The 23,031-nt window shown below is 55.0% G+C and carries 21 protein-coding genes; 10 read left to right on the top strand and 11 right to left on the bottom strand.

Annotated elements, in window-relative coordinates; genetic code table 11:
- Positions 1 to 39 precede the first annotated feature (39 nt).
- Both hslV and hslU read left to right on the top strand, forming a co-directional pair.
- Positions 40 to 594: an ATP-dependent protease subunit HslV gene (hslV, locus tag ACN0RL_RS10965; protein WP_417516639.1), complete on the top strand. Its 555-nt coding sequence runs from the start codon at positions 40 to 42 to the stop codon at positions 592 to 594.
- Positions 595 to 596: 2 nt separating this feature from the next.
- Positions 597 to 1,928: an ATP-dependent protease ATPase subunit HslU gene (gene hslU / locus ACN0RL_RS10960; protein WP_417516637.1), complete on the top strand. Its 1,332-nt coding sequence runs from the start codon at positions 597 to 599 to the stop codon at positions 1,926 to 1,928.
- A gap of 61 nt (positions 1,929 to 1,989) precedes the next feature.
- Here the strand turns inward: hslU and ACN0RL_RS10955 are convergent, their stop codons facing one another.
- The 3 genes from ACN0RL_RS10955 to ACN0RL_RS10945 form a co-directional block, all read right to left on the bottom strand.
- Complete coding sequence (locus tag ACN0RL_RS10955) at positions 1,990 to 3,234, bottom strand: patatin-like phospholipase family protein (protein WP_417516635.1); 1,245 nt, start codon at positions 3,232 to 3,234, stop codon at positions 1,990 to 1,992.
- 119 nt (positions 3,235 to 3,353) lie between these two features.
- Positions 3,354 to 5,660 (bottom strand): phosphoenolpyruvate--protein phosphotransferase, encoded by a 2,307-nt coding sequence (gene ptsP, locus ACN0RL_RS10950; RefSeq protein WP_417516633.1) that lies wholly within the window; start codon positions 5,658 to 5,660, stop codon positions 3,354 to 3,356.
- Positions 5,661 to 5,675: 15 nt separating this feature from the next.
- Positions 5,676 to 6,206, bottom strand: a complete 531-nt coding sequence (locus ACN0RL_RS10945) for an RNA pyrophosphohydrolase (RefSeq protein ID WP_417516631.1) — start codon at positions 6,204 to 6,206, stop codon at positions 5,676 to 5,678.
- A gap of 172 nt (positions 6,207 to 6,378) precedes the next feature.
- On the opposite strand from ACN0RL_RS10945, the gene ACN0RL_RS10940 reads away from it, so the two are divergent.
- Positions 6,379 to 7,035, top strand: a complete 657-nt coding sequence (locus ACN0RL_RS10940) for an HAD family hydrolase (protein ID WP_417516629.1) — start codon at positions 6,379 to 6,381, stop codon at positions 7,033 to 7,035.
- A 46-nt stretch (positions 7,036 to 7,081) separates the two neighbouring features.
- On the opposite strand, the gene ACN0RL_RS10935 is transcribed toward ACN0RL_RS10940, so the two are convergent.
- From ACN0RL_RS10935 to ACN0RL_RS10925, 3 genes are all read right to left on the bottom strand, one after another.
- Positions 7,082 to 8,278, bottom strand: a complete 1,197-nt coding sequence (locus ACN0RL_RS10935) for a class I SAM-dependent rRNA methyltransferase (protein ID WP_417516627.1) — start codon at positions 8,276 to 8,278, stop codon at positions 7,082 to 7,084.
- A 190-nt stretch (positions 8,279 to 8,468) separates the two neighbouring features.
- Positions 8,469 to 8,861, bottom strand: a complete 393-nt coding sequence (gene gcvH, locus ACN0RL_RS10930; RefSeq protein ID WP_417516625.1) for a glycine cleavage system protein GcvH — start codon at positions 8,859 to 8,861, stop codon at positions 8,469 to 8,471.
- A 43-nt stretch (positions 8,862 to 8,904) separates the two neighbouring features.
- Positions 8,905 to 9,795 carry a LysR family transcriptional regulator gene (locus ACN0RL_RS10925; RefSeq protein WP_417516623.1) on the bottom strand — a complete coding sequence of 297 codons (891 nt, stop codon included), beginning with the start codon at positions 9,793 to 9,795 and terminating at the stop codon, positions 8,905 to 8,907.
- 121 nt (positions 9,796 to 9,916) lie between these two features.
- Here ACN0RL_RS10925 and metE point away from each other — a divergent pair, with 121 nt between their 5' ends.
- Positions 9,917 to 12,238 carry a 5-methyltetrahydropteroyltriglutamate--homocysteine S-methyltransferase gene (gene metE / locus ACN0RL_RS10920; protein ID WP_417516621.1) on the top strand — a complete coding sequence of 774 codons (2,322 nt, stop codon included), beginning with the start codon at positions 9,917 to 9,919 and terminating at the stop codon, positions 12,236 to 12,238.
- On the opposite strand, the gene cpdA is transcribed toward metE, so the two are convergent.
- From cpdA to ACN0RL_RS10905, 3 genes are all read right to left on the bottom strand, one after another.
- A complete protein-coding gene (gene cpdA, locus ACN0RL_RS10915) occupies positions 12,232 to 13,038 on the bottom strand; it encodes a 3',5'-cyclic-AMP phosphodiesterase (RefSeq protein ID WP_417516619.1) in 807 nt (268 codons plus the stop codon). The genes metE and cpdA overlap by 7 nt on opposite strands.
- Before the next feature lie 233 nt (positions 13,039 to 13,271).
- On the bottom strand, positions 13,272 to 13,757 hold the full coding sequence (locus tag ACN0RL_RS10910; protein WP_417516617.1) for a DUF1249 domain-containing protein: 486 nt from the start codon (positions 13,755 to 13,757) through the stop codon (positions 13,272 to 13,274).
- A complete protein-coding gene (locus tag ACN0RL_RS10905; RefSeq protein ID WP_417516615.1) occupies positions 13,757 to 14,374 on the bottom strand; it encodes an NUDIX domain-containing protein in 618 nt (205 codons plus the stop codon). Before ACN0RL_RS10905 ends, ACN0RL_RS10910 begins: the two co-directional genes overlap by 1 nt.
- A 269-nt stretch (positions 14,375 to 14,643) precedes the next feature.
- On the opposite strand from ACN0RL_RS10905, the gene ACN0RL_RS10900 reads away from it, so the two are divergent.
- On the top strand, positions 14,644 to 16,026 hold the full coding sequence (locus ACN0RL_RS10900) for a TolC family outer membrane protein (protein ID WP_417516613.1): 1,383 nt from the start codon (positions 14,644 to 14,646) through the stop codon (positions 16,024 to 16,026).
- 100 nt (positions 16,027 to 16,126) lie between these two features.
- On the opposite strand, the gene waaA is transcribed toward ACN0RL_RS10900, so the two are convergent.
- Complete coding sequence (gene waaA, locus ACN0RL_RS10895) at positions 16,127 to 17,380, bottom strand: lipid IV(A) 3-deoxy-D-manno-octulosonic acid transferase (protein WP_417516611.1); 1,254 nt, start codon at positions 17,378 to 17,380, stop codon at positions 16,127 to 16,129.
- A 113-nt stretch (positions 17,381 to 17,493) separates the two neighbouring features.
- Between waaA and lpxL the strand changes: the two genes are divergently transcribed.
- The 4 genes from lpxL (at position 17,494) to ACN0RL_RS10875 (ending at position 21,566) form a co-directional block, all read left to right on the top strand.
- Positions 17,494 to 18,450, top strand: a complete 957-nt coding sequence (gene lpxL / locus ACN0RL_RS10890; RefSeq protein ID WP_417516734.1) for an LpxL/LpxP family Kdo(2)-lipid IV(A) lauroyl/palmitoleoyl acyltransferase — start codon at positions 17,494 to 17,496, stop codon at positions 18,448 to 18,450.
- Entirely contained in the window at positions 18,437 to 19,417 is a 981-nt protein-coding gene (locus ACN0RL_RS10885; RefSeq protein ID WP_417516609.1) for a mitochondrial fission ELM1 family protein, read from the top strand. Before lpxL ends, ACN0RL_RS10885 begins: the two co-directional genes overlap by 14 nt.
- Positions 19,414 to 20,529 carry a glycosyltransferase family 4 protein gene (locus ACN0RL_RS10880; RefSeq protein ID WP_417516607.1) on the top strand — a complete coding sequence of 372 codons (1,116 nt, stop codon included), beginning with the start codon at positions 19,414 to 19,416 and terminating at the stop codon, positions 20,527 to 20,529. Before ACN0RL_RS10885 ends, ACN0RL_RS10880 begins: the two co-directional genes overlap by 4 nt.
- Positions 20,530 to 20,591: 62 nt before the next feature.
- Positions 20,592 to 21,566 (top strand): glycosyltransferase, encoded by a 975-nt coding sequence (locus ACN0RL_RS10875; RefSeq protein ID WP_417516604.1) that lies wholly within the window; start codon positions 20,592 to 20,594, stop codon positions 21,564 to 21,566.
- Here ACN0RL_RS10875 and ACN0RL_RS10870 read toward each other — a convergent pair.
- Complete coding sequence (locus tag ACN0RL_RS10870) at positions 21,544 to 22,227, bottom strand: SGNH/GDSL hydrolase family protein (RefSeq protein WP_417516602.1); 684 nt, start codon at positions 22,225 to 22,227, stop codon at positions 21,544 to 21,546. The genes ACN0RL_RS10875 and ACN0RL_RS10870 overlap by 23 nt on opposite strands.
- 94 nt (positions 22,228 to 22,321) lie before the next feature.
- Here ACN0RL_RS10870 and ACN0RL_RS10865 point away from each other — a divergent pair, with 94 nt between their 5' ends.
- The gene (locus ACN0RL_RS10865) at positions 22,322 to 22,990 is read left to right on the top strand and encodes a YrbL family protein (protein ID WP_417516600.1); all 669 of its coding nucleotides are present in this window, start codon (positions 22,322 to 22,324) and stop codon (positions 22,988 to 22,990) included.
- The last annotated feature ends 41 nt before the right edge of the window (positions 22,991 to 23,031 follow it).

Raw genomic sequence — 23,031 nt, 5'->3', positions numbered from 1 at the left:
CTTGCCAATACCGATTTTTATCATGCAATTGGAGCCCTAATGACTACCATACTTTCCGTCAGACGCGATGACGAAGTTGCCATGGGTGGCGACGGCCAGGTTTCTCTGGGGAATACCATGATGAAGGGCAACGCCCGCAAGGTCCGCCGTCTATATAACGGGCAAGTTATCGCGGGTTTTGCAGGTGGTACTGCGGATGCTTTTACTCTATTCGAACGATTCGAGGCCCAGCTTGAGAAGCACAACGGAAATCTCACAAGAGCAGCCGTTGAACTCGCCAAAGACTGGCGCACAGACAGAGCCTTGCGCAAGCTGGAAGCGCTTCTTGCTGTGGCGGATAAAACAGCGTCCCTGATCATCACCGGAAATGGTGATGTTATTGAGCCCGAGCACGGGTTGATTGCTATTGGTTCCGGCGGTCCGTTCGCTCAAGCGTCCGCCCGCGCGCTGCTTGAAAACACCGAGCTTTCCGCCCACGACATTGTGGAGAAAGGTCTGGAGATAGCAGCGGATATCTGCATTTACACGAATCATAATCGCACGATCGAACTGCTTTCCAAAGAAGCGCCCTCCAAAACGACCGACCCGGAGTAACCATGTCTGCAATGACTCCCCGTGAGATTGTTCACGAGCTCAATAAACACATCGTGGGTCAGCAAGAGGCCAAGCGGGCTGTGGCGATTGCCCTCAGAAACCGCTGGCGCCGGATGCAACTGGACAGCACCCTTCGCGACGAGGTCACGCCCAAGAACATCCTGATGATTGGCCCGACAGGCGTGGGTAAAACCGAAATTGCCCGCCGTCTGGCCAGGCTTGCCGATGCACCTTTCCTCAAAGTAGAAGCCACAAAGTTTACTGAAGTGGGCTACGTTGGGCGTGATGTGGAATCCATCATTCGTGATCTGGCAGATATGGCCGTGAAAATGTTGCGGGTGAAGGAAATGAAACTCCACGAAGAAAGAGCTCTGGATGCCGCTGAAGACCGCATTCTGGACGCCCTGATCCCGCCACCCCGGAGTTTTAATGAGGACAGCCAGAAGTCTTCCGAAGACTCCTCCACTCGCCAGCTGTTCCGGAAAAAGCTGCGGGAAGGTGAACTGGACGACAAGGAAATCGAGATTGACCTGCGGAACGCCGGCGCCGGCGTTGAGATCATGGCGCCTCCCGGGATGGAGGAGATGACCAACCAGCTGCAGAGCATGTTCTCCAACATGGCTTCTGAAAAATCCAAGCCGAGGAAAATGAAAGTATCCGAAGCCCTCAAGCGGGTGAAGGAAGAGGAAGCGGCCAAGCTGGTCAATGAAGAATCAATCAAACAGAAAGCCATACTTGCAGTGGAGCAAAATGGCATTGTGTTTCTTGATGAAATTGACAAGGTTGCCAAGCGCTCGGAGAACACTTCATCGGATGTTTCCCGTGAAGGGGTTCAACGGGATCTTCTACCCTTGATTGAGGGCAGTACCGTGAGCACAAAATACGGCTCGGTACGCACAGATCACATCCTGTTCATTGCCTCCGGCGCCTTCCACCTGGCCAAGCCATCGGATCTTATTCCGGAGCTGCAGGGCCGCCTGCCAATCCGTGTCGAACTGCAGGCCCTCAGCCCCGACGACTTCAAGCGTATCCTTACAGAACCAGATGCCTCACTGGTTCAGCAGTACGAAGCTCTGATGGCCACCGAAGGCGTGAAACTGACATTCAGCGAAGATGCCATCGCACGCATCGCAGAGATTTCCTGGAAGGTAAACGAAACCACCGAAAACATCGGTGCGCGGCGCCTTCATACGGTATTGGAGCGACTGCTGGAAAGCCTGTCTTTCGACGCAGGAGATGGCGTAACGGAAGTGTTTGAAGTTACTGCGGATTACGTCAATGAAAAGCTTGGAGAGCTGTCGGAAGACGAGGATTTAAGCCGCTACATCCTCTGACCCGCAACCGCGGGATCAGGACAACCGGACCAGAGGTATCACATATCTCTGTTCCGGTTGTTTATTCTGCTTTTGAAAACAGCTGGGTGACGTTTTCCAGCCCGGTCACCAGCCTGCCCTTCCCTGCTGCCTTTTTCTGTCTGCTCTTGGCTACATACAGCGGTAACATTTCGCCATAAAGACTGGTGCTGATGGTACGCTGCTCGTCCTCCAGTCTGTCCCGGCGCAACGTAATGCCATATTTAGCCAGCTTTGGTTCCAGCTCGTCGGCCCGGTTCAGAAGATCCCGTCGCGTCATTTGATAAGCATGCTCGCACACCATCCTGCGTGACTGAAAGCTGAACACGTTAGAGAAAAACAGCTTTGCGTCGTCTCTGGTAGGTTCAAACAACAAAATGTCTTTATCGGGATAATCCGTCGCGTAGTGCGCCATTCCAGACTTCATTCGTGAGTAAACCATGGTCCGGAACATCTGTGACAAAAGATTTGGCATACCCGAACGGGTCAGTTCCCCTGGAGACATGGTTCCCGCGCGAACCGCCGCGCTGGCGTCGATCGGGACCTGGGGGTTTACAGCGAAAACCAGATCCGCGCCGTCCTCAAACGCTACCGACGCATGCAGGCCTTTACGCAGTGTTCCGTCCACATAATACCGGCCGTCTATCTCAACAGGTACGTAAAGACCGGGCGACGCCGTGCTCGCCTGGATGGCTCTGGAAATCGGCACATGGTCAAATCCCGGAGCACCGAAACATACGGCTTCAGTGCTTTCAACATCGGCAGCAACAATGTAGAGACTGTGCTTCAACTGTCGAAAATCATTTGAGCGCCCCAGCATGGAAAATGCGCGCTTCAGATATTCATGCAGCCCTTCATTATCGAAAAGCCCGGCGGGAACCGCTTGTGCCATCAGAGTCAGGGCTTCGAGTAAGCTCTGATCGTATGGGTTGTTGATAAAACGACGCAAGGCAGTGGAAAACAGCCCGGGCATTGCCAGTAACCGGCTCCCCATTTCCTTCAGCGCCGGGCGGAAAAAGACGTCTGGGTGAAAAGGATGAACCTCGGCCTCATTCCGGACAAAGATCCGGCACAACTGCGCTGTGGTCATCTGGTTAGCGAGATTGGCTGCTACAAATGAGCCGGCGTTAACACCCACATAGACATCAAGATTATTGAAATCCAACCCATCCAGCGCCTCATCCAGCGCCCGGAGTGCGCCAATTTCGTAAATTCCACCCAAAGGACCACCGCCACCAAGCGCAAGCCCGATGCGTGGAGCGGGTTTCAGACCGGTTGGCGTTGTCATAATTTTTCCTTTTCCGGGTAAACAGCCTTAACGAAGCGACTCGACTGCACATAATAATAAAATAGCAACCGGGTTTAGAGTTCGCACCCTAGATTTGAAAGCTACCCGGTATGGCATTTTCAGGAAGCTGCCTGTTCGGCCAGAGCCGCGGATGTGGATTTACCAGGCCGGAGATAGCGCCCAAAGCCAGCATTGCGTAACGCAAGCTCTACGCAGCTTTTGATAACGTGGGGCGAATCCAGCAACAGCACATCTTTAAGAAGTTTCACCGCCCATTCCCGGCTGACGCTGCGAATAACCGATTTCACCTTTGGCAAACTGGCCGCGTTCATCGACAGTGAGTCGTAGCCCATGGCCATGAGCAGCACGGCGCCACCCGGGTCACCTGCCAGCTCACCACAGATACCCACCGGTTTGCCAACCGAATGAGCATCCTGCGCAATCCTCACCAGCGCCTGCAACACCGCCGGGTGATACGAATGATACAGCTGGGCAACACGAGGGTTATTACGATCTACCGCAAGCAGATACTGGGTCAGATCGTTGGAGCCAACCGAGAGAAAATCGACACGATCGGCCAGCTCGCGAATCTGGTAGACCGCGGCCGGTATTTCCACCATGACACCCACCTTGGGCATGTGGATGTCGAAACCTTCTTCCCGCACCTCATGGTAAACCCGGTAAATAAGATGCAAAGATTCCTCAACTTCAGAAATGTTACTGATCATCGGCAACATGATCTGGAGGTTGTTCAGGCCTTCGCTCGCCTTGAGCATGGCCCTCACCTGTACCAGAAAGATTTCAGGGTGATCCAGCGTGACCCGGATGCCCCGCCAGCCCAGGAACGGGTTTTCTTCCTCAATCGGAAAATACGTCAGCGCCTTGTCGCCACCGATATCCAGGGTACGCATGGTCACAGGGTTAGGCGCAAATGCTTCCAGCTGTTCGCGGTAATACTGCCGCTGCTCCTGCTCCGATGGAAAGCGGTCCTTGATCATAAATGGCACTTCGGTACGGTATAACCCTATACCCTCAGCCCCATGAGACAGGGAACGCACCACATCGGTCATGAGCCCGGTATTGACCAGCAGAGGAACCCGGTGGCCATCCGTTGTTATGCATGGCTTGTCACGGAGCGCCTCCAGTCCGCGATCAATTTCATCCTCTTCGTCACAGATTTGCTGGAAAAATGTCCGGAGGTCGACCGAGGGCGATGCGAAAATCTGCCCCTCGAAACCATCAACGATCAACTCCTTACCATCAAGCTGATTAACCGGAATATCCACCAGCCCCATAACGGTAGGCACACCCATTGCCCGGGCAAGAATCGCAACATGAGAGTTACTGGAACCCTTGACCGACACAAGGCCGACCAACTGCCCCCGGGGCACTTCCCCGAGCATGGCAGGGGTCAGCTCCTCGCTGACCAGAACCGTGCGTTCGGGATAGTTCAGATCCTTCTGCTCGCCTTCCTGAAGATAGGACAGCAGGCGACGACCGAGATCGCGGATATCCACCGCTCTTTCCTGCAGATAGTGGTCGTCCATCATTTCAAAATGGCGGACATAGTGCTGAACCACCTGTTTGAGCGCGCCCTGGGCCCAGATTCCCTCCCGGATTCTGTTATTGACCTCTCCGGGCAATGCTTCGTCACCCAGCATGCGGAGATACACATCAAAAAGGGCCAGTTCTTCCGGCCGAAGCCTTGATGTCAGCCGTTTTGCAACCTGTTCGATGTCTTCGCAGACTGCTTGCACCGCGGACCGGAACAACTCAAGTTCCTGCTCGATGTTTTCTGCCGGTCTATCGGGAACCACGTCCAGATCGGCGGCCGGATAGACCACAACACCATGACCGATAGCCACACCTGGCGCGCCCGGAACACCGTTGAAGCTGACGTCACGTGCTTCCTCTCCAGTCAGAGAAAGACCACTGATAGCGCCGGTCGCTTCACTGTGCGCAATAACACCGGCAAGCTGGGCGGAAACCGTGACCAGAAACGCCTCTTCCCCTTCGTCAAAGCACCGGGAACTCTCCCGCTGCTGAACCACGAGAACACCGAGCACACGGCGATGGTGAATAATGGGAACCCCGAGGAACGAGCGGAAGCGCTCTTCGCCGGTTTCAGGAAAGTAACGATAGCGGGGGTGGGACGGTGCGTCTTCGAGGTTTATAGGCTCTTCCCGGGACCCCACAAGGCCGACAAGCCCTTCTGAGTGCGCAAGGCTCACCTTACCGACTGCTTTGAGGTAAAGCCCCTCGGTTGCCATCAGAATATAGCGATTGGAGGCCGGATCCAGAAGATAAACCGAACAGACTTCGGTTCCCATGGCTTTCTGCACACGCGATACGATGATACCCAGTGCCTCTTGAAGATCCCGGGCACTGTTTACCTCTTGTACAAGACTTCGCAGAATGCTCAGCATGGGGGTGTCAGTCCGTCATTTCGCCTGTTCCTTTAAACGCCGGTTATGCTCGCTCCGGTGCCACTGCTCCATGTTGTAGAACAGCCTTGGCGCAAGCTCTCTCAGCGCACGTCGATACACTTCACGCTTGAAGGAAACCACCTGACCCAACGGATACCAGTAGCTTACCCACTGCCAACCATCGAACTCCGGTGAATCCGTGCCGTCAACGCGTACTTGTGCGTCCGGCGATAACATCCTCAGCAGGAACCATTTCTGTTTTTGGCCCACACAGACGGGGTGCGAGTTGTGCCGTACCATCCTTCGGGGAAGGCGGTATCTCAGCCAGCCCCGGGTACAACTGATGATTTCAACATCATGGGCGCCCAGGCCAACTTCCTCTCCAAGTTCCCGATACAGCGCATCTTCCGGCGATTCTTCAATATTGATACCGCCTTGGGGAAACTGCCAGGAGTCTTGCCCTATTCGCCTTGCCCAGAGAACTTCTCCCCGGTGGTTGGCCAGAATGATTCCGACGTTGGGTCTGAAACCGTCTGAATCGATCACGGCACAGTCCTCTTAATAAAGTCGGCAGACCGGTCAGTTATTTACCGGTCGGATTTATCCAAGTTGCTCTCATTCTTACAGAATCCCAAGACTTCAGCAAACGCAGCTGTGCGCAGACACTCATGGTAGGATACTGCCCTTCCCGAAGTCCTGTGCCCCTGGAGGTAAACGCTTGACGCTCGCAATTTTTGATCTCGACAATACCCTGCTCGCCGGTGACAGTGACCACGCCTGGGGCGAGTTTCTTGTGGAGGAAGGTATCGTTGATGCCGAAACCTACCGCAAAACCAACGATCGTTTCTACCAAGAATACCTGAATGGTGAGATGGATATACTGAACTATCTCAAGTTTGCACTTCAGCCCCTGTCGGTTCATAACATGGATGAGCTGCTGGAGTGGCGAGCCATATTCATGAACAAGAAAGTGCAACCCATGCTGCTACAGAAAGCCGATGAACTTCTTGAAAGTCACCGTAAGCGCAACCACACCCTGATGATCATTACAGCCACTAACCGTTTTGTGACCGAACCTATCGCTGAACTCCTGGGCATTGAGCACCTGATTGCCACTGAGCCCGAGATGATCAACAGTCGCTATACCGGTGAGATTGCCGGCATACCCAGCTTTCAGGAAGGCAAGGTCGCCCGACTGAACGACTGGCTGGCGGCTCATGGCGAAAGCCTGGAGGGTGCCTGGTTCTACAGCGACTCACACAATGATTTGCCACTGCTGGAAAAAGTGGCCAATCCGATTGCGGTTGATCCGGATCCGAAGCTGGAAAAGTACGCCAGAAGTCAGGGATGGAGCGTTATTACACTTCGCGGGTAATGCGCGCTGAAAACGAACGGATCCCGCTTCCGAGGTCCGCTCGTTTTTACATGAAGCCGGTCAGTGAGCGCACAAAGCAGGATTTGATGTAGTCTGTCTCGGGAATTCCCGGAATGATCGGGTGATCCGGCGCCTGATGCCCCTGCTCCAGCAGTTGCACGAAGCGGTCAATCTTACGGCCGCTGCCGCGGATAATATCAACCAGCTTCTCTTGAGAGAGGTGCATGGAACATGAGGCTGAAACCAACAACCCGTCCCGTTCCAGCAATCGCAACCCAAGCTGATTCAGGCGCGCATATGCCTGTTCGCCGGCTTTCTGATCCCGGCGGCGGGGAATAAGGGCAGGTGGATCCAGCACAACGATATCGTACTTTTCTTTCTCGTCCGCCAGCGCCTTCAACGCGTCGAATGCGTCACCCTCAATGGTTTCCACATTGTCCAGACCGTTGAGTTTGGCATTGTGATGCACGGAATCAATGGCTCCTGCGGAGCTGTCAACGCAGGTAACCTGAGTTGCACCGGCACACGCGGCCTGAATACCCCAACCCCCTACGTAACTGAACACATCCAGCACCCGTTTCCCCGGCGCATAGGCTTGCAGGCGCTGGCGGTTCATTCGGTGGTCATAGAACCATCCGGTTTTCTGGCCACCCTCCAGCGGCACCTCAAAGCGAACACCGTTTTCCTCAACCTCCAGCAGAGTCGCTTCCGGGCCATGGGCCTGTTCAATATAGGTGTTCAGCCCCTCAACACTGCGCATTTTGCCATCGTTCTTGAGAATAATGGCTTTCGGGTGTGCCAAGCGCTGCACTGCCCGGACGATGGATTCTTTCATCTGTTCCATGCCGGCGGTGGAAATCTGCACCACTACGGTATCGCCAAACCGATCCACCACCAGCCCGGAAAGCCCATCGCTGTCGCCGAACACCCAGCGATAGAAGGGCTTATCGAATAGCCTTTCCCGCAACATCAATGCCGTTTCCATACGCTGCGCCAGCCGATTCGGCGTCATGCCTTGTGCGGCATCACGGCTGATCAGGCGGCCGCAGATGAGGGCATGAGGATTCACGAAAACCACCCCCAGCGGTTTGTCATTGGATGCCCGCAACTCCGCCTGAGAACCCGCTTCAAACTGTGTCAGCGGTGACCTCTGGATATCGACTTCATTGCTGTAAACCCACAGGTGGCCAGCCCGCAGCCTGCGTTCCGCGCCTTTGCGTAAATATAAAACCGGGAAATTCATGAAAACCACCTAGGGGAATAAATTCAGGGTGGGAATTATACATAAAGCACAGGCCCGCGCACCCAAGCTCGGGGGAACCGTCGGGCAAGGCTTTCCAAAACTGTGCGGAGCCAGGGATGGCGGAGCCAAGCGTACACGGACGTATTCACAGCGTGTTTTGGAAAGCCTTGCCCGACGGTTTCTACTCGATTTATTCGGCGCCCGCTAAATGCTCCGCGTATGCATCAGCATCCATCAGCCCGTCCAACTCGCCTTTGTCGGCAAGCTTTACTTTGAACATCCAGCCATCGCCGTAGGGGTCTTCGTTGACCTTTTCAGGCTCATCTTCCAGAGATTCGTTTATTTCAATGACTTCACCGGTTACCGGGCTGAAGACATCGGATGCGGACTTTACGGATTCGGCTACGCCGGCTTCCTCGCCACCGGTGACCGTTTCACCGACCTCGGGAACACCGATATACACCACGTCGCCCAGCTGTTCCTGAGCGAAATCGGTAATACCAACGGTGGCGGTGCCGTCAGCATCTATGCGCACCCACTGGTGGGTTTCAATGTATTTCAGATCGGGAGGTGTTTCGCTCATAAGGGTAATTCCTGGCAGATTTTTGCGCAGTGTAACCGAAACGTCAGCGCCAGCGAACCTCTCGTGCCAGCTTCATGAACGAATCCATGTATTGCACCCCTACGTCGCGCTCGCGGCAGCCGAGGAAGATCTGTTTGGAGATGCCCTTTTCCCCAAGCTTCACCGGAACAATAGCCAGGCGATCGCTGTATTCCTTCACTAACCAGCGGGGTAAGGCAGCCACCCCACGGCCTGCCGCGACCATTTGCAGCATGATATCGGTGGTCTCAATGGTTTTGTGGCGGGCCGGGCGCATGTTTGCAGGAACCAGTAAATAATTGAATACATCCAGTCGCTCAATTGCCACAGGATAGGTAATCAGGGTTTCCGGTTCCAGATCCGCCGCCTCGGCCCAGGGCTTGTCTGCCAGGCGGTGGTTGGCTGCAACTACCAGCACCTGTTCGTAATCAAAAACGGGTTCAAACACCAGGCCCGGCCTGTGTAGCGGATCGGGCGTTACCAGCATATCGATATCATGGCCGAACAGCGCGCCAATGCCGCCGAACTGGAATTTCTGTTTTACATCCACATCCACCGAGGGCCACTGCTCGAGATAAGGGCCAACAACCTTCAACAACCATTGATAACAGGGGTGGCATTCCATTCCGATGCGCAGGGTGCCGGCTTGCCCTCTGGCGAATTGACCGATAAGCATTTCCGCATGTTCAAACTGAGGCAAAAGGCGATTCGCCAGCGCCAGCAGATGGCTGCCTGCCTGAGTCAACCGAAGCTGGCGCCCTTCTCTTGACCAGAGGGACGCTCCCAGCTGCTGCTCAAGTTTGCGAACTGAGTGGCTGAGCGCTGACTGCGTCAAGTGAAGGCGGGTGGCCGCTGCCGTCAGGGAACCTTCTGTTTCAACAGCCCGGAGCACTTCCAGGTGGCTACGCTCAATCATCAGCAATCCATGAATAGAATTAATGGAACCCTGAAATAATACCATTATTTTTCATCAGCCCGGAACGCTAATGTGGCAACTTCTATTAACGACCTACCCTATACAAAAACTGGAGTTCCGGATGACCACCACCCATAACCTTGGCTACCCGCGCATCGGCCCCCGCCGAGAACTTAAATTTGCTCTGGAAGCGCTTTGGCACGGCACCTCCAGCGAACACGCCCTGCAGGAAACGGCCGTTGATTTGCGTGCGCAGAACTGGCAAGAGCAGGCAGGCCTTTCCCTGGCGCCGGTGGGCGATTTTTCGCTGTACGATCAGGTGCTGGATATGAGCGCCACACTTGGCAATTTGCCTGGGCGGGCACTCGCCCAGCAAGGTTCGCCGCTGGACGAGTATTTCCGTGTAGCACGAGGCCGCTCCCCCAGCGACAGTGCCTGCTGCAGTGTACATGCGGGGGAGATGACCAAATGGTTCGACACCAACTATCACTACATTGTGCCGGAATTCAGTGCCGACACGAGTTTCAGCCTGAACGCTGATCGCATTCTGGAGCAACTGGCTGAAGCCCGCACACAAGGTGTAAACGCCAAGCCCGTCATCATCGGCCCGGTTACCTATCTCTGGCTGGGCAAGACCAAAGATGAATCCGATCGCCTGAAACTGCTGAATAAACTGCTGCCTGTCTACACTGAGCTACTGACAAAGCTTGCCGAAGCGGGTGTTGAATGGGTGCAAATTGACGAGCCGGCACTGGTTACCGAGTTGAATGCCGACTGGAAGCACGCCTTTATTCTTGCCTATCACGAGCTGAAAACAGCGCCAGTGAAGTTGCTACTGACTACCTATTTCGGGGAACTAAGAGAAAACCTTCAGCTTGCCTGCGAACTGCCCGTGGCAGGCATTCATCTGGATGCCATCAGCGCTCAGGGCGAAGTATCCCGCCTGGCCGACTGGCTGCCGGCCCACAAGGTGCTGTCTCTCGGTGTTATCAATGGTCGTAATATCTGGAAAGCGGATCTGAGCGCCATACTGGACGTGCTTGAGCCACTGAAAGAAAAGCTGGCCGAGCGCCTTTGGCTCGCTCCCTCATGTTCTCTTTTACATGTGCCCGTCGATCTGGAGAGTGAGACGACGCTGGATTCTGAAATCCGCAACTGGCTGGCGTTTGCACGGCAGAAGCTACAGGAATTGAGCATACTGGCAAAGGCGCTGGACGAAGGCCGAAAAGCCGTAGCCGAAGAACTCGCTGCCAACTACAAAGCCATCGAAGGCCGGCGCCAGTCCGCACGGGTCCACAACCCGGCGGTCACCCAGGCTCTGTCGGCCATTACTTCGGAGCATGGTCAACGCAAGAGCCCGTTCAGCACCCGGGCCCGGCTGCAGCAGGAGCGATTCCACCTGCCACCCTACCCAACCACGACTATTGGTTCCTTCCCGCAAACGCCGGAAATCCGGGAAGTGCGAAAAGAGTTCCGCCTGGGCAACCTGAGCCAGCAGGACTATACCGCGCGGATTCATGAAGAAATTGCGTACTGCGTTGAGCAACAGGAGGCACTTGGCCTGGATGTACTGGTTCACGGCGAAGCCGAACGCAACGACATGGTGGAGTATTTTGGCGAACAGCTTGAGGGCTATGTTTTCAGCCGCTTTGGCTGGGTGCAATCCTATGGTTCAAGATGCGTGAAACCACCCATTCTGTTTGGAGACATCACCCGCCCCAACGCCATGACCGTAGACTGGACCAGATACGCCCAGTCACTCACGGACAAGCCCATGAAGGGCATGCTCACCGGCCCTGTAACCATCCTGAACTGGTCGTTCGTACGCGACGATCAGCCACGCAAGGATACCTGCCTGCAGCTGGCATTGGCCGTACGTGAAGAAGTGCAGGAGCTGGAAAAAGCCGGCTTGGGCATTATCCAGATTGACGAGGCCGCCTTGCGTGAAGGCCTTCCCTTGCGCCAATCAGATTGGAATACCTATCTGGAGTGGGCCATCGAGGCATTCCGCATCAGCGCCAACGGCGTGAAGGATGATACCCAGATCCATACTCATATGTGTTACTCGGAGTTCAATGACATCATTGGCGCCATAGCTCGTATGGATGCAGATGTGATTACCATCGAAACGTCACGCTCGGCCATGGAGCTGCTTGATGCGTTCAAGGGTTTCGAGTACCCCAACGATATCGGCCCGGGCGTCTATGACATCCACTCGCCAAACATTCCGCAAACGGCGCAGGTTACAAACCTGATGAAAAAAGCAGCGGAGCGGATTCCATTTGAGCGCTTATGGGTCAACCCGGATTGCGGCCTGAAAACCCGACGCTGGGAGGAAGTGATTCCAGCACTCAAAGCCATGGTGGCGGCGGCACGTGAGCTGCGCGCCCAAACTGCGGACAATGAAGTTTTGGAAAACCAGCTTGCAGAAACGGCTCAGTAACCGGAGCTGTTCTGATCAAGCTCAAACTCGAAATCCAGAGCCCGGCAAACTTCCGTCTTGAAATTGCCGGAGGCCTGAAACTCGAACCAGCGGTACCCCGGAGCCTGATCTTCTACCGAGAACTTACGGGAACCGGAAGTGAACTGAATACAGGTGGAAGGCGTTGCCAGCAGCTGCACGCCTTTTCTCTGCTGCTCATGGATCTGGTGGATGTGACCCCAAAGCACCACTTTCACCTGCGGGAACCGATCGATCACCTGCCAGAAGTCCTCACGATTCCTGAGACCAATTTCTTTCATCCATTCAGCACCAATATCCACCGGGTGGTGATGCAATGTGACAAGTGCTGGCAAATCCGGATGCTGCTCCAGCGTATCTGCCAGAAAATCCAGTTCGGTTTCGACAAGCTCTCCGAATACTTTACCGGGCACGGAAGAGTCCAGCAGAATAAATTGCCAGCCGCCTCGAACAATATGACGGTGATTTGCGCCATAGCTCGCGGCAACTGTGTTCAGGCGCGTCGCATGATCGTGATTACCCGCGATCCATGCTGAATCACAGCTGAACGCACCAAGACGACCACCAAGAACCCGATAGGCTTGTTCCGAGCCATCCTGCGCAAGATCTCCGGTGGCAAGGATCAGATCCGGCTGCCCGTGGGATCTGAGCACCTCGGCAATGACGGCATCAAGGCTGTCACGGGTATTTACACCCAGCAGCGCGCCATCGGCACTGGCCATCAGGTGCGGATCCGTTAACTGCAGTACCCGAAGCGGCCGGGTGGTTACCTTTGAGGTCATGATGCTCTTGGTCTTCTCGCTGCAATCACTTGAGGAACTGTTTAAGGGGTTTTGTTTCAAGCCAGTTCCGACGGTTTCAAAACAAGTGTACGTTGTCAGCTTCCGGATTTATCACCTGCCACTGGAACCGGCGTCACATTCTGAAGAGGCGCCGGGCAATATATTGCATTATTTAACAGCCAAACACGCCCCTCAGTGCATACGACCTTATTACCCGCAAAGCACAATCAATCTCAGTCGGCACCCTCTCCCGCCGTCCATGCCGCATGCTCAAGAGGCAGGTGGCCGAATTTCAGGCAGTATTCAAGCCAGTCGGCAAGGAACCCGTTCACCTGAACTTTTTCGTCCGGGTGGTGCATAAAACGATTCGGGTAGTCGTTGACCGGTGCAATCTGAGTATCACGATAACAGCTGATCACCTCCGCCATAACCGCATCGTGGTAGACCCGAACGGTCATCTGCGGATTATTCAGCCAGCGACCGCTGTTGTGAATCTGTTCGAGCAGGAGGGTTTCAGTAAACCGGGCGGTTTGCAGCACCTGAATTCGAACTCGGCCCAAATACTCGTTTTCCCGGTGCAGTTCTATTTCGCACAAAGGCTTATCTTCCACCCTTAACTGGCGCAGCCTGCGAAGGCGATGGTAATTCCCCTCACACAAAGCCCCAAATTGGCGCAGATCCGGCACATAGCGCTTGGGTTTCATTGTCCACTCACCCATTACTGCCACCCTGAACGCAATCTGTTCCGGTTAAGCTGCAACCATTGGATGGCAATGATTGCAGCCGCATTATTAATGCGGCCGTCACTGATCATGGCTATGGCGTCGTCTGCAGAAACCACGTGGGCGCGAATATCTTCGTGCTCATGTTCAAGCCCATAGAGGCCTCCTGCTGCCTCTGTGCTGACCTGACCACAATAGAGGTAGATCATCTCGGTGCTGCCACCCGGGGAAACCAGGTAATTACAGATTTTTTCAAGTTTGCTGAAGGTAAGACCCGCCTCTTCCTGGCCTTCTCGCTGGGCGACCTCTTCACTGCTTTCACCGTTTTCATTCATTCCTGCCACCAGCTCCAGCAACCATGGAGACTGGTCGCGACCGAGTGCACCCAGACGAAACTGCTCAAGCAGGACAACCTCATCACGACCGGGGTCATAGGGAAGCACGCAGGTCGCATCACCACGGATAAAGAGTTCGCGAGTAAAACCGGGCATGCTCCTGCCATCAAAGCGCGGATGTGTCAGCCACAGCTTATCCATGCGAAAAAAGCCCTGAAAGACGGTTTCGCGTTTGTCGATGGTGACGTCGTTGGCTTTAAACTGAAACGGCTCGGCCATTATTTGTCCTGGTTAAAATCGGATTTTGAACGATAGCCGCTTGAAGTCATTTATTGCAAGCGCAAGCTTTATTAAGTAGGATGCTAATTATCTACTATCTGCAAATGTAGAGCTGAGAGCAATAATTGTCCATAATAGGCGGCCCGTTTCGGTCGGCTTGGTGTAACCTTGCCATCTATGGCCTCATCTCCATCTCACCCGGAGCGATACGGCATTCCTTTTCAGCGCCCCGGGAGGGTGCAGAAGCGCACATGAATTCAGGAGTAACAATGAAGAAACGACTGCTTTCCGCACTTGTGGGCCTCCTGGCAGCACAACCTGCCCTTTCCATGGACCTGGTAGAGACCTATGAGAAAGCACTCTCCTACGACTCCGGCATTGCGGCAGCTCAGGCCAGGTTTGAATCACAGCAAGCCGCCAGCGATGTCACCAGGAGCGCCCTGCTGCCGCAAATTGGCGCCTACGGCGATGCCCGCCATATTGACTCAGACGGCCCCAGCGCCTCCCAGGACAACAGCTACCGGGAGCTGAACTATGGCGTACAGCTGACGCAACCACTGTTTCGCGCAAATGCCTGGTTTCAGTATGATGCCAGCCAGTTCCAGACAGATTCTGCTCGCGCACAGTACAACCTGGCGCAACAACAACTGATTCTTGATGTCGCAACGGCTTACTTTAACGTGCTGCGGGCGCAGGACACAGTGACGACCGCCCGGGCAGGCGAAGCCGCAATCCGACGCCAGTATGAACAGGCTCAAGAGCGCTTTGATGTGGGCCTGATCGCCATTACAGAAGTCTATGAAGCCCGCGCCAGCTATGACGATAGCCGAAGTGTGCGAATTGCCGCCGAAAACCAGACAAACATTGCCCGGGAGCAGTTGGCCCGGTTTACAGGCGAATATTCTGAGGATCTGGAGAACCTGCGTCAGAACTTTCCACTGGGCCAACCTGAACCTATGGATCCAACCGCGTGGGAAATGACGGCCCTGGAACAAAACTGGTCCATCCAGTCCGCGATTTACGACCTGAGTGCCAGTGAGTCCGGCCTGAAAGTAGCCAAAGCCGGGCACTATCCGACATTGGATCTGAGCGCCTCTTACGGTAAATCTGATGTTGACGGGATAGAGCAGAGCCCTCCGAGCATTCAGCGCGACGGCGTCAGCACCCAGGGTGTTATCGGACTCAACCTTAATATTCCGCTGTATTCCGGCGGCGGGACCCAGGCCGGCGTTCGCCAGCAGCGATCACAGGTGACCGTCGCGGAAGAAACCCTGACCACCGTGCGCCGCGACGTGCGGGTGACGACTCGCAGCCTGTTTCTGACCGTTAATAATAACGTTGAAACCGCATCAGCCCTGGAACAAACCATCGTTTCCCGGCGCAGTGCACTGGATGCAACCCGGGCAGGTTATGACGTGGGTACCCGGAACATCGTCGAGGTGCTGGATGCGGAGCGCGCCTACTACGTGGCACTGAATGATTACGCAAACGCCCGTTACGATTATGTGACCAACACGCTTCGGCTAAAACAGGCTGCCGGCACGCTCAGCCCGCGAGATCTTATTGAACTGAACAACTGGATCAGCGCCACCGCTCCCGGCATCGAAGCTCTGGCAAACGACAAAAAGACTCTGGAAGATCCTTCCCGCTGATTTACACAGGCAAGACGCATAAATGCCTGACAGAAAAAGGGTGGGGAGGACGACTCCTCACCCGAAACCTGCCCTGAAAGCATTAATGCGCTGAGTGATATCAGACCCGCTCGATAATCCCGTCAACCACCCTGTCCAGCGCACCCTTGTTTTTGTCGACCACAGAGAATGCACGTTGACCACTGGCGTGGCGCTCGTCGGCATCGTCGAACAAAACTGTCAAATGACGGTAAAGCTCATCGGCATCATTGACCATCGTCACGCCACGGTCATCAAGAAGTCTCTGGTAAATAGTTTCGAAGTTAAAAACATAGGGCCCGGAAATGACAGGGATCCCCCAGCCAGCTGGTTCCAAAGGATTGTGACCACCGCGCTCAATCAACGAGCCACCCACAAACGCTACATCGCTGGCACCGTAAAGCATCATCAGCTCACCCATGGTGTCCCCGAGATAAACGTCTGCACCTGACGGGTCGTCGCCAAGGGACCGCCGAGCCAGCGAGAACGCCTGTTTACGCACTTTATCCGTTACCGATTCAAAGCGCTCAGGGTGACGAGGCACCAGAATCAACAGGGCTTCCGGATGGGTGTTCAAAAGCTGCCGGTGCGCCGCCAGCAACTGGGCGTCCTCACCCTCATGAGTACTGCCAGCAATCCAGACCGTGCGTGTGGGAAACGATGCTTTAAGTTCAAGCGAAGCCTGCCGCACAGCTACGGGGATGTCCACATCAAACTTCACACTCCCGGTTACCGCAACCTTGGATGCCGCAACGCCAATCCGTCGAAACCGCTCCGCGTCTTTTTCTGCCTGGGCCGCCACCCAGCTGATACTACGCATAATCGGCGCAACAAGGCCTTTGATTCGCTCATACCCCCGGGCAGATCGCTCAGATAGCCGCGCATTGATCAGGAAAACCGGCACGCGCCGGGAACGGCACTGGCGGATCATATTCGGCCAGATTTCAGTTTCCATGATGACCAGAATCCGGGGGTTGGCCCGATCCAGAAAACGGCGTATTGAACCCGGGGTATCGTATGGGGCGTAAGCGTATTGAACCTGATCACCAAACATTTTCATAGCCTGTGTCAGGCCGGTATCCGTCATGGCGGTCATCAGTATTGTGATACTGGGGTTACGAGCGAGCAGGCGCCGAACCATGGGCGCCGCAGCGATGGTTTCGCCAACCGACACGGCATGCACCCAGACTACAGTGCCGCCAGCTCGGGGTACAAAGCCCAAGCGCTGTTGCCAGTTACGGCGAAGCTCCGGGGCCTGCCGGCCTTGCCACCACAGCCGAAAAAGAATGAATGGAAGAAGCAGCCGTATAAGTTGTGAATAGATAAATTGAAGCACGCAGGACTCCCGACAAATCAGTGCGCTATCATATCCCAAAGCCTGTTGATTTGCTTCCGACGGACCCAGCCGGGCACCATAGCCTGGCCAGCAACCCACTGACTTCCCGGGACATGTTTCAAGTGAAGAAGAAATACCGCAAACAACCACGCAACACAGACTACTCCGCCTATTGCCACCCTCGCTGGTGGTCGACCTGGGCCGGGATTGTTGTTATGTGGTGTGTGGCGCAGCTTCCCATCCGTTTACAATGGTGGCTTGGCAAATGCGCCGGCATTCTGGCCTGGCGCTTTGCGAGCAGACGCCGCCACATAACCGAAGTCAACATACGGCTGTGCTTCCCGGAGTTCAATCAGGCACAGCAGGCCGCGCTGGTTCGAAATACCTTTATCGCCAACGGCATCGGCTTGATCGAACTGGGTATTGCATGGTTCCGAAACCCGGCGAAGCTTACCGGTATAACGAAAGTTCACGGCAAAGAACATCTCGACAGTGCATTGGCCGAAGGCAAGGGCGTACTGCTGCTGGGCGGTCACTACAGCACACTGGATCTCGGTGGCAGCCTGGTGACAGAGTATATTGAAGCGGATGTAATGCAGAGAGACCATAACAACCCGCTTATGAACGCTGTCATGACCCGGGCACGGGAGCGTCGCTACGAAAAGGTTCTTGGCGCCCGGGATCTTCGGGGCTTGTTCCGAAGCCTGCAAAAGAATCGTACCGTATGGTATGCCACAGATCAGGACTATGGGCGCAAAGATATCGTGTTTGCGCCATTCTTTGGCATACCGACCGGCACCATAACCGCAACGTCACGCATTGCGGCGCGCAGTGAATGCAAGGTGGTTCCGTTCAGTCACTTCCGCCGGGAAGACAAGCCCGGTTACGACATTTATTTTCACCCTCCGCTGGAATCCTTTCCAAGCGGTGACGACCTGCAGGACGCAACCATGATCAACCAGATTCTTGAGCGGGAGATACGACGCGCCCCAGACCAGTATCTGTGGATGCACCGACGCTTTAAAACGCGGCCAAACGTGGACGATCCGGGTTTCTATGGCGACAAATAAAGCATCAGCAGCACCAGTAATATGGTTGCTCACGGACAACAAACCCGGGCACCGCAACCAACTGAGAGGTCTGGGCAACCGCTTGCGGGTCAAGGCCGGCGCGAGTTTGTTCTGGATCAACGCTCATGACATAAGCGTTCCAGTCTGGCGCGCGCTGCTGGCGATTCCACCTGCACTGGATAAAGCACTCCCGAATCCAGACCTGATTATCGCTGCCGGCTCGGGCACTCACAGACTTCTTCTCTCATTGCGCCGGCTCAGGAATGCCAAAACTCTGATTATCATGAAGCCCGGGTTCCCTCGCTCATGGGTCGACGGTTCCATTATTCCTGCCCATGACGAGATTGGGCAGAACCGGAGCACTTTGATAACAGAAGGTGTCATTAACACCGTGACGCCCCTTGCCAGAATTACTGACAAGCCGGAAGCGCTGCTGTTACTTGGCGGGCCTTCTCCGCATTTCGAATGGGACGATGACGTTGTTTTCGGGCAAGTAACCCATCTGATTGGCGAATATCCGCAATGGCGCTGGACGATCAGCGGCTCACGGAGAACATCTGAAGCTCTCAGAGCAAGGCTTGAAGAACTCTCAGGCCCCAGGATTACGGTGGTAAATCCCGACGACACCCACGAAGACTGGCTCAACCATCGCGTTGCTGCATCCAGGGCAATCTGGGTAACGCCAGACAGCATGTCCATGGTGTGCGAAGCTGCAACCTCCGGTGTGCCCACCGGGCTGTTCCAGTTACCAGAGCGTTCCGGCAGCCGTGTTGCCAGTGGCGTACAACGGTTAGTCGAAACTGGCTATGTAGCCCGCTGGAGCGATCATGCTACGGTAATGGGCGGCAAAACCGGACATGAGAAACCTCTCTGGGAGGCAGACCGGGCAGCACAGTGGATCATTCAGCGCTGGTTTTCTCCGGCCACTGGCAAGAAGCAAAAAGGACAAAAGAGGACGAACGCTTGAGAATTCTTCAGGCACTACCAGCGCTTTACAGTGGCGGTGTAGAACGAGGAACTGTGGAATTTGCGTCTGACCTGGTGCGACAAGGCCATGAGTCCTTTGTTGTATCCAGCGGTGGCCCTATGGCGCAACGCCTTCAGGAGCAAGGTTCAACCCATATCCAGATGCCCATTCACCGAAAATCACTTGCCTCATTCGGTCAAATCCGGCCCATGCGAAAGCTGATCCGGGAGCTGCGGCCAGATATCATCCACGTGCGCTCGCGCATGCCGGCATGGATCGTACATCTGGCGCTGAGAGGGTTACCAGAGCATCAACGCCCCGCTCGTGTTTCAAGCTTCCACGGAATGTATTCCGTGAACCCCTACAGCGCGATCATGGCAAAATCAGATCACGTTATCGCAGTTTCCAACTGTGTACGTAACTACGTCCTACACAACTTCAAGGTCCCTGAGCATAAACTGACCGTGATACAGCGCGGGGTTGATGTGAATTACTTTCAACACCGGGAGTTAAGCGGCGCATGGCTAAAGGCCCTGTTTTCTCAATTTCCGCACCTTGAAGGCAAGCGTATTCTTATGATGCCCGGGCGCATTTCCCGCTGGAAAGGCCAACTGGAGTTTCTTGAGGCAATGGAAGAAATCGTCCGTGAGAAGCCAGACTGCCACGGCATTATTGTTGGCGGTGCGGAGCCTGGCAAAGAGCATTTTCTTGGAGAACTCGAACAGCACCGCGCAAAGCTCGGACTCACCGACAAAGTCACCTTTCTCGGGCAGCGAGATGACATGGCGGAACTCTATTTGTTCGCCGATCTGGTTTGCCACATGTCAACAAAACCCGAGCCCTTCGGCCGCACGGTTACCGAGGCGCTGTCATCCGGAACGCCCGTCGTTGCTTTTAACCGAGGAGGCGCGGCAGAAACACTGCAGGCGTGCTTCCCTGACGGACTGGTAACACCCGATGACACCCGTGAGTTCGCCCAGGTTGCACTCAAGCTGTTGAGCGGCAGCGCTCCGAATATCGAGATTCCCTTCAAGTTTCGTCTGCAGGCGCAAACGGAGTCGACACTGGAGGTTTACCGCAAAGTTCTTGGCCAAACGCCGTCTTCTCCATGAGTTCACCAGAGCGCCTCACCGTTGCTCAACTAATCGCCACTCCAGGAAGTAATTGGGGTGGCATGGAGAAGCATACCGCCGACCTTGCGGAAGAACTTGCACGCTGCGGGCACCAATTGCACGTTCTTGCACACCCGGATTACCGGCACCGCTTTTCACACGAAATCACTTTCCACCCTTTGCCGGTTCAGTGGGGAAGACGGAACCCCCTGCTGAAGCTGCGTTTAAGGCGAATACTTCGCAAGCTATCGCCCGATGTAATCCACGCTCAAGGCAGCAAGGCGGCTGCACTGATCTCTGGGGTGGGTGCTCAGGGAAGCGTAACGGTGGGCACTGTCCATGGCACCAAATCCAGCCATAAGCATTTCGACAAACTTGATGGTGTGATTGCCGTCAGCGAAGGGATCCTGAAGGCGTTGTCGCACCAGAATTCAATCCTGATTCACAATGGGATCAAGCCTCAGAACAAGGGAGCCAGAACAACTCACCCGGTACCTGGAAACCAGGCCTTTGCAGTGGCCATAGGTCGCCTCGAGCCGGTCAAGCAATTCGGCAACCTGATTTCTGCGTGGGCGACAATCAAGCCTGAACTGCCGCTCTATATTCTGGGCGAGGGCTCCGAGGCAGAACAGCTGAGGGCGCAGGTCCAGCGCCTGGGAGTTGAAGGCTTTATAAAACTGCCCGGCTACGAAGATAACCCTGCGGCCTGGCTTCAGCAGGCATCAGTGTGCGTAATCAGTTCCGAGCGCGAGGGTTTTCCATACACACTTGTCGAAGCCTTGCTGGCATGCTGCCCCGTGCTATCGACCCCCGTCAACGGTGCTCTTGAAATGCTTCCTGCCGAAAGCCTGGCAAGCGCAACAGACTCAAGCGCATTACGAACCCTGTTGTCAGCGCAACTTGCTGATCCGGAAAGCCTGAAAAAAAGCCAGGAAACTTGTTTTGAGCGCGCTTCGCGGGAGCTGACGCTGGAGGCTATGGCGAGACGGACAGAGGCTTTCTATTACAAGCTTCTCAAGGCAAACCCGCGGGCCTGAGTGCCCTCTGAACACAATCGGCAACAACGCGGTGCCCCTGAGATGTAAAATGAGTTCCATCATCCATCAAGCAGGCATCAAGATCATTCCAGAGCTCATCCCAGGCATCCGCATAGATTGCGTTATGTTCTTCACCAGCAAGCTTTGAAAGAGCAGAGTTGTATTTCAGGATTCTCGGGTTCCGGGATGTGTCGCGGTTCGGAGCCGTCGCCACCAGAACAAACTGGCTGCCTGGGGCGGACTTCAGGACTTTCCGCACATTTTCAATATACTCTTCCAAAGGTACCTGTTCGACAGCCCCCAGCTTTTTCTGAAGCTGTAAAGAACGCGCCCACTTCTTCAGTTTTTTAACCAGTTTTCTTGCCAGTTTCCGGCGCGGGTTGTCCGGGTAATAAAGCACATAAGGCGCTCCACGAAACGTCAGCCAGGAATCCACCAGCCCGTACTGGACAAACACCAGTGCATAATCCGATGGAGGAAACGCTGCTGCATACTGCACCAGTTCCCGGGTGGTACTCATGGTATGCCCGCAATTCTTTAGCTCAAACCCCAGCGCATCTGCAACCTGCGCAGCCCAGACCGGGCCCTCGAGGGTTCGAAAACCCTCTGTGTTACAATCGCCAAACGCCAAACAAAGCTTGGACACCTCAGAAAAGCTCATAACCATCAGGCTCCAGTTGCCAGCATAACGAATTGCCAGTGATGAGATTCAACCCGGCAATCAGTCTATAACTCCGAAGAGACAAAACACTGCCGTGATAGACCTTTCTGACCAAAAGCCCTTTGCTTCGGGCTACAACCGCCATTGCTACCTGCACCCGGGCAGGCCTGGCCGCTGTCTGAAAGTGATTCGCCCTGAAAATATAGAAGCACGGTATCAGCGCCAGATGCCCCTCAAGAAACTGCTGGGCAAATCCCGGATCAACGACAACACACAGGAGCAGCGTGCACATCAACAGAGTGCAATAGTATCGCTGATCAAACAGGGCCACGAAACCCGTGTCTGGAAACATCTCCCACGATTCTATGGCGAAACGCCAACATCCCTCGGTACTGCAAATGAAAGCGAGCTTATTCTGGACGATAACGGCGATCCTGCCCAGACGCTTGAGAGCTACCTGAAGCAACAGGGTTTTGACGCACCCATAAAAGCTGCTTCGGAGCGTTTCTGTGAGTGGCTCGAAAACACGGGGATATTGACCCGCAATCTCCTGCCTCACAATCTGGTCATTGCCCAGCGCAACAACCAACCAGAGCTTTTTCTGGTCGACGGACTGGGAGCTCCCGGCGCTCAGAATAAGCTGGCAGCGATTCCGGCATGGCGAAAGCGCTACATAGCGAGACGAACCCAGCGCTTCTACAAACGCATTGCATGGGAACTCAGTGACAGAAAGCAGACATGGGAAGCCTCGCAACAATTATGACGCTTGCATCGGGCCCACAGCGCTGTCGATGCTCAGCCCAT

This window comes from Marinobacter sp., assembly GCF_048259445.1.
Classification (GTDB): Bacteria; Pseudomonadota; Gammaproteobacteria; order Pseudomonadales; family Oleiphilaceae; genus Marinobacter.
Note: the sequence above shows the minus strand (reverse complement) of the source record. Positions and strands in the feature narration are given on the sequence as shown.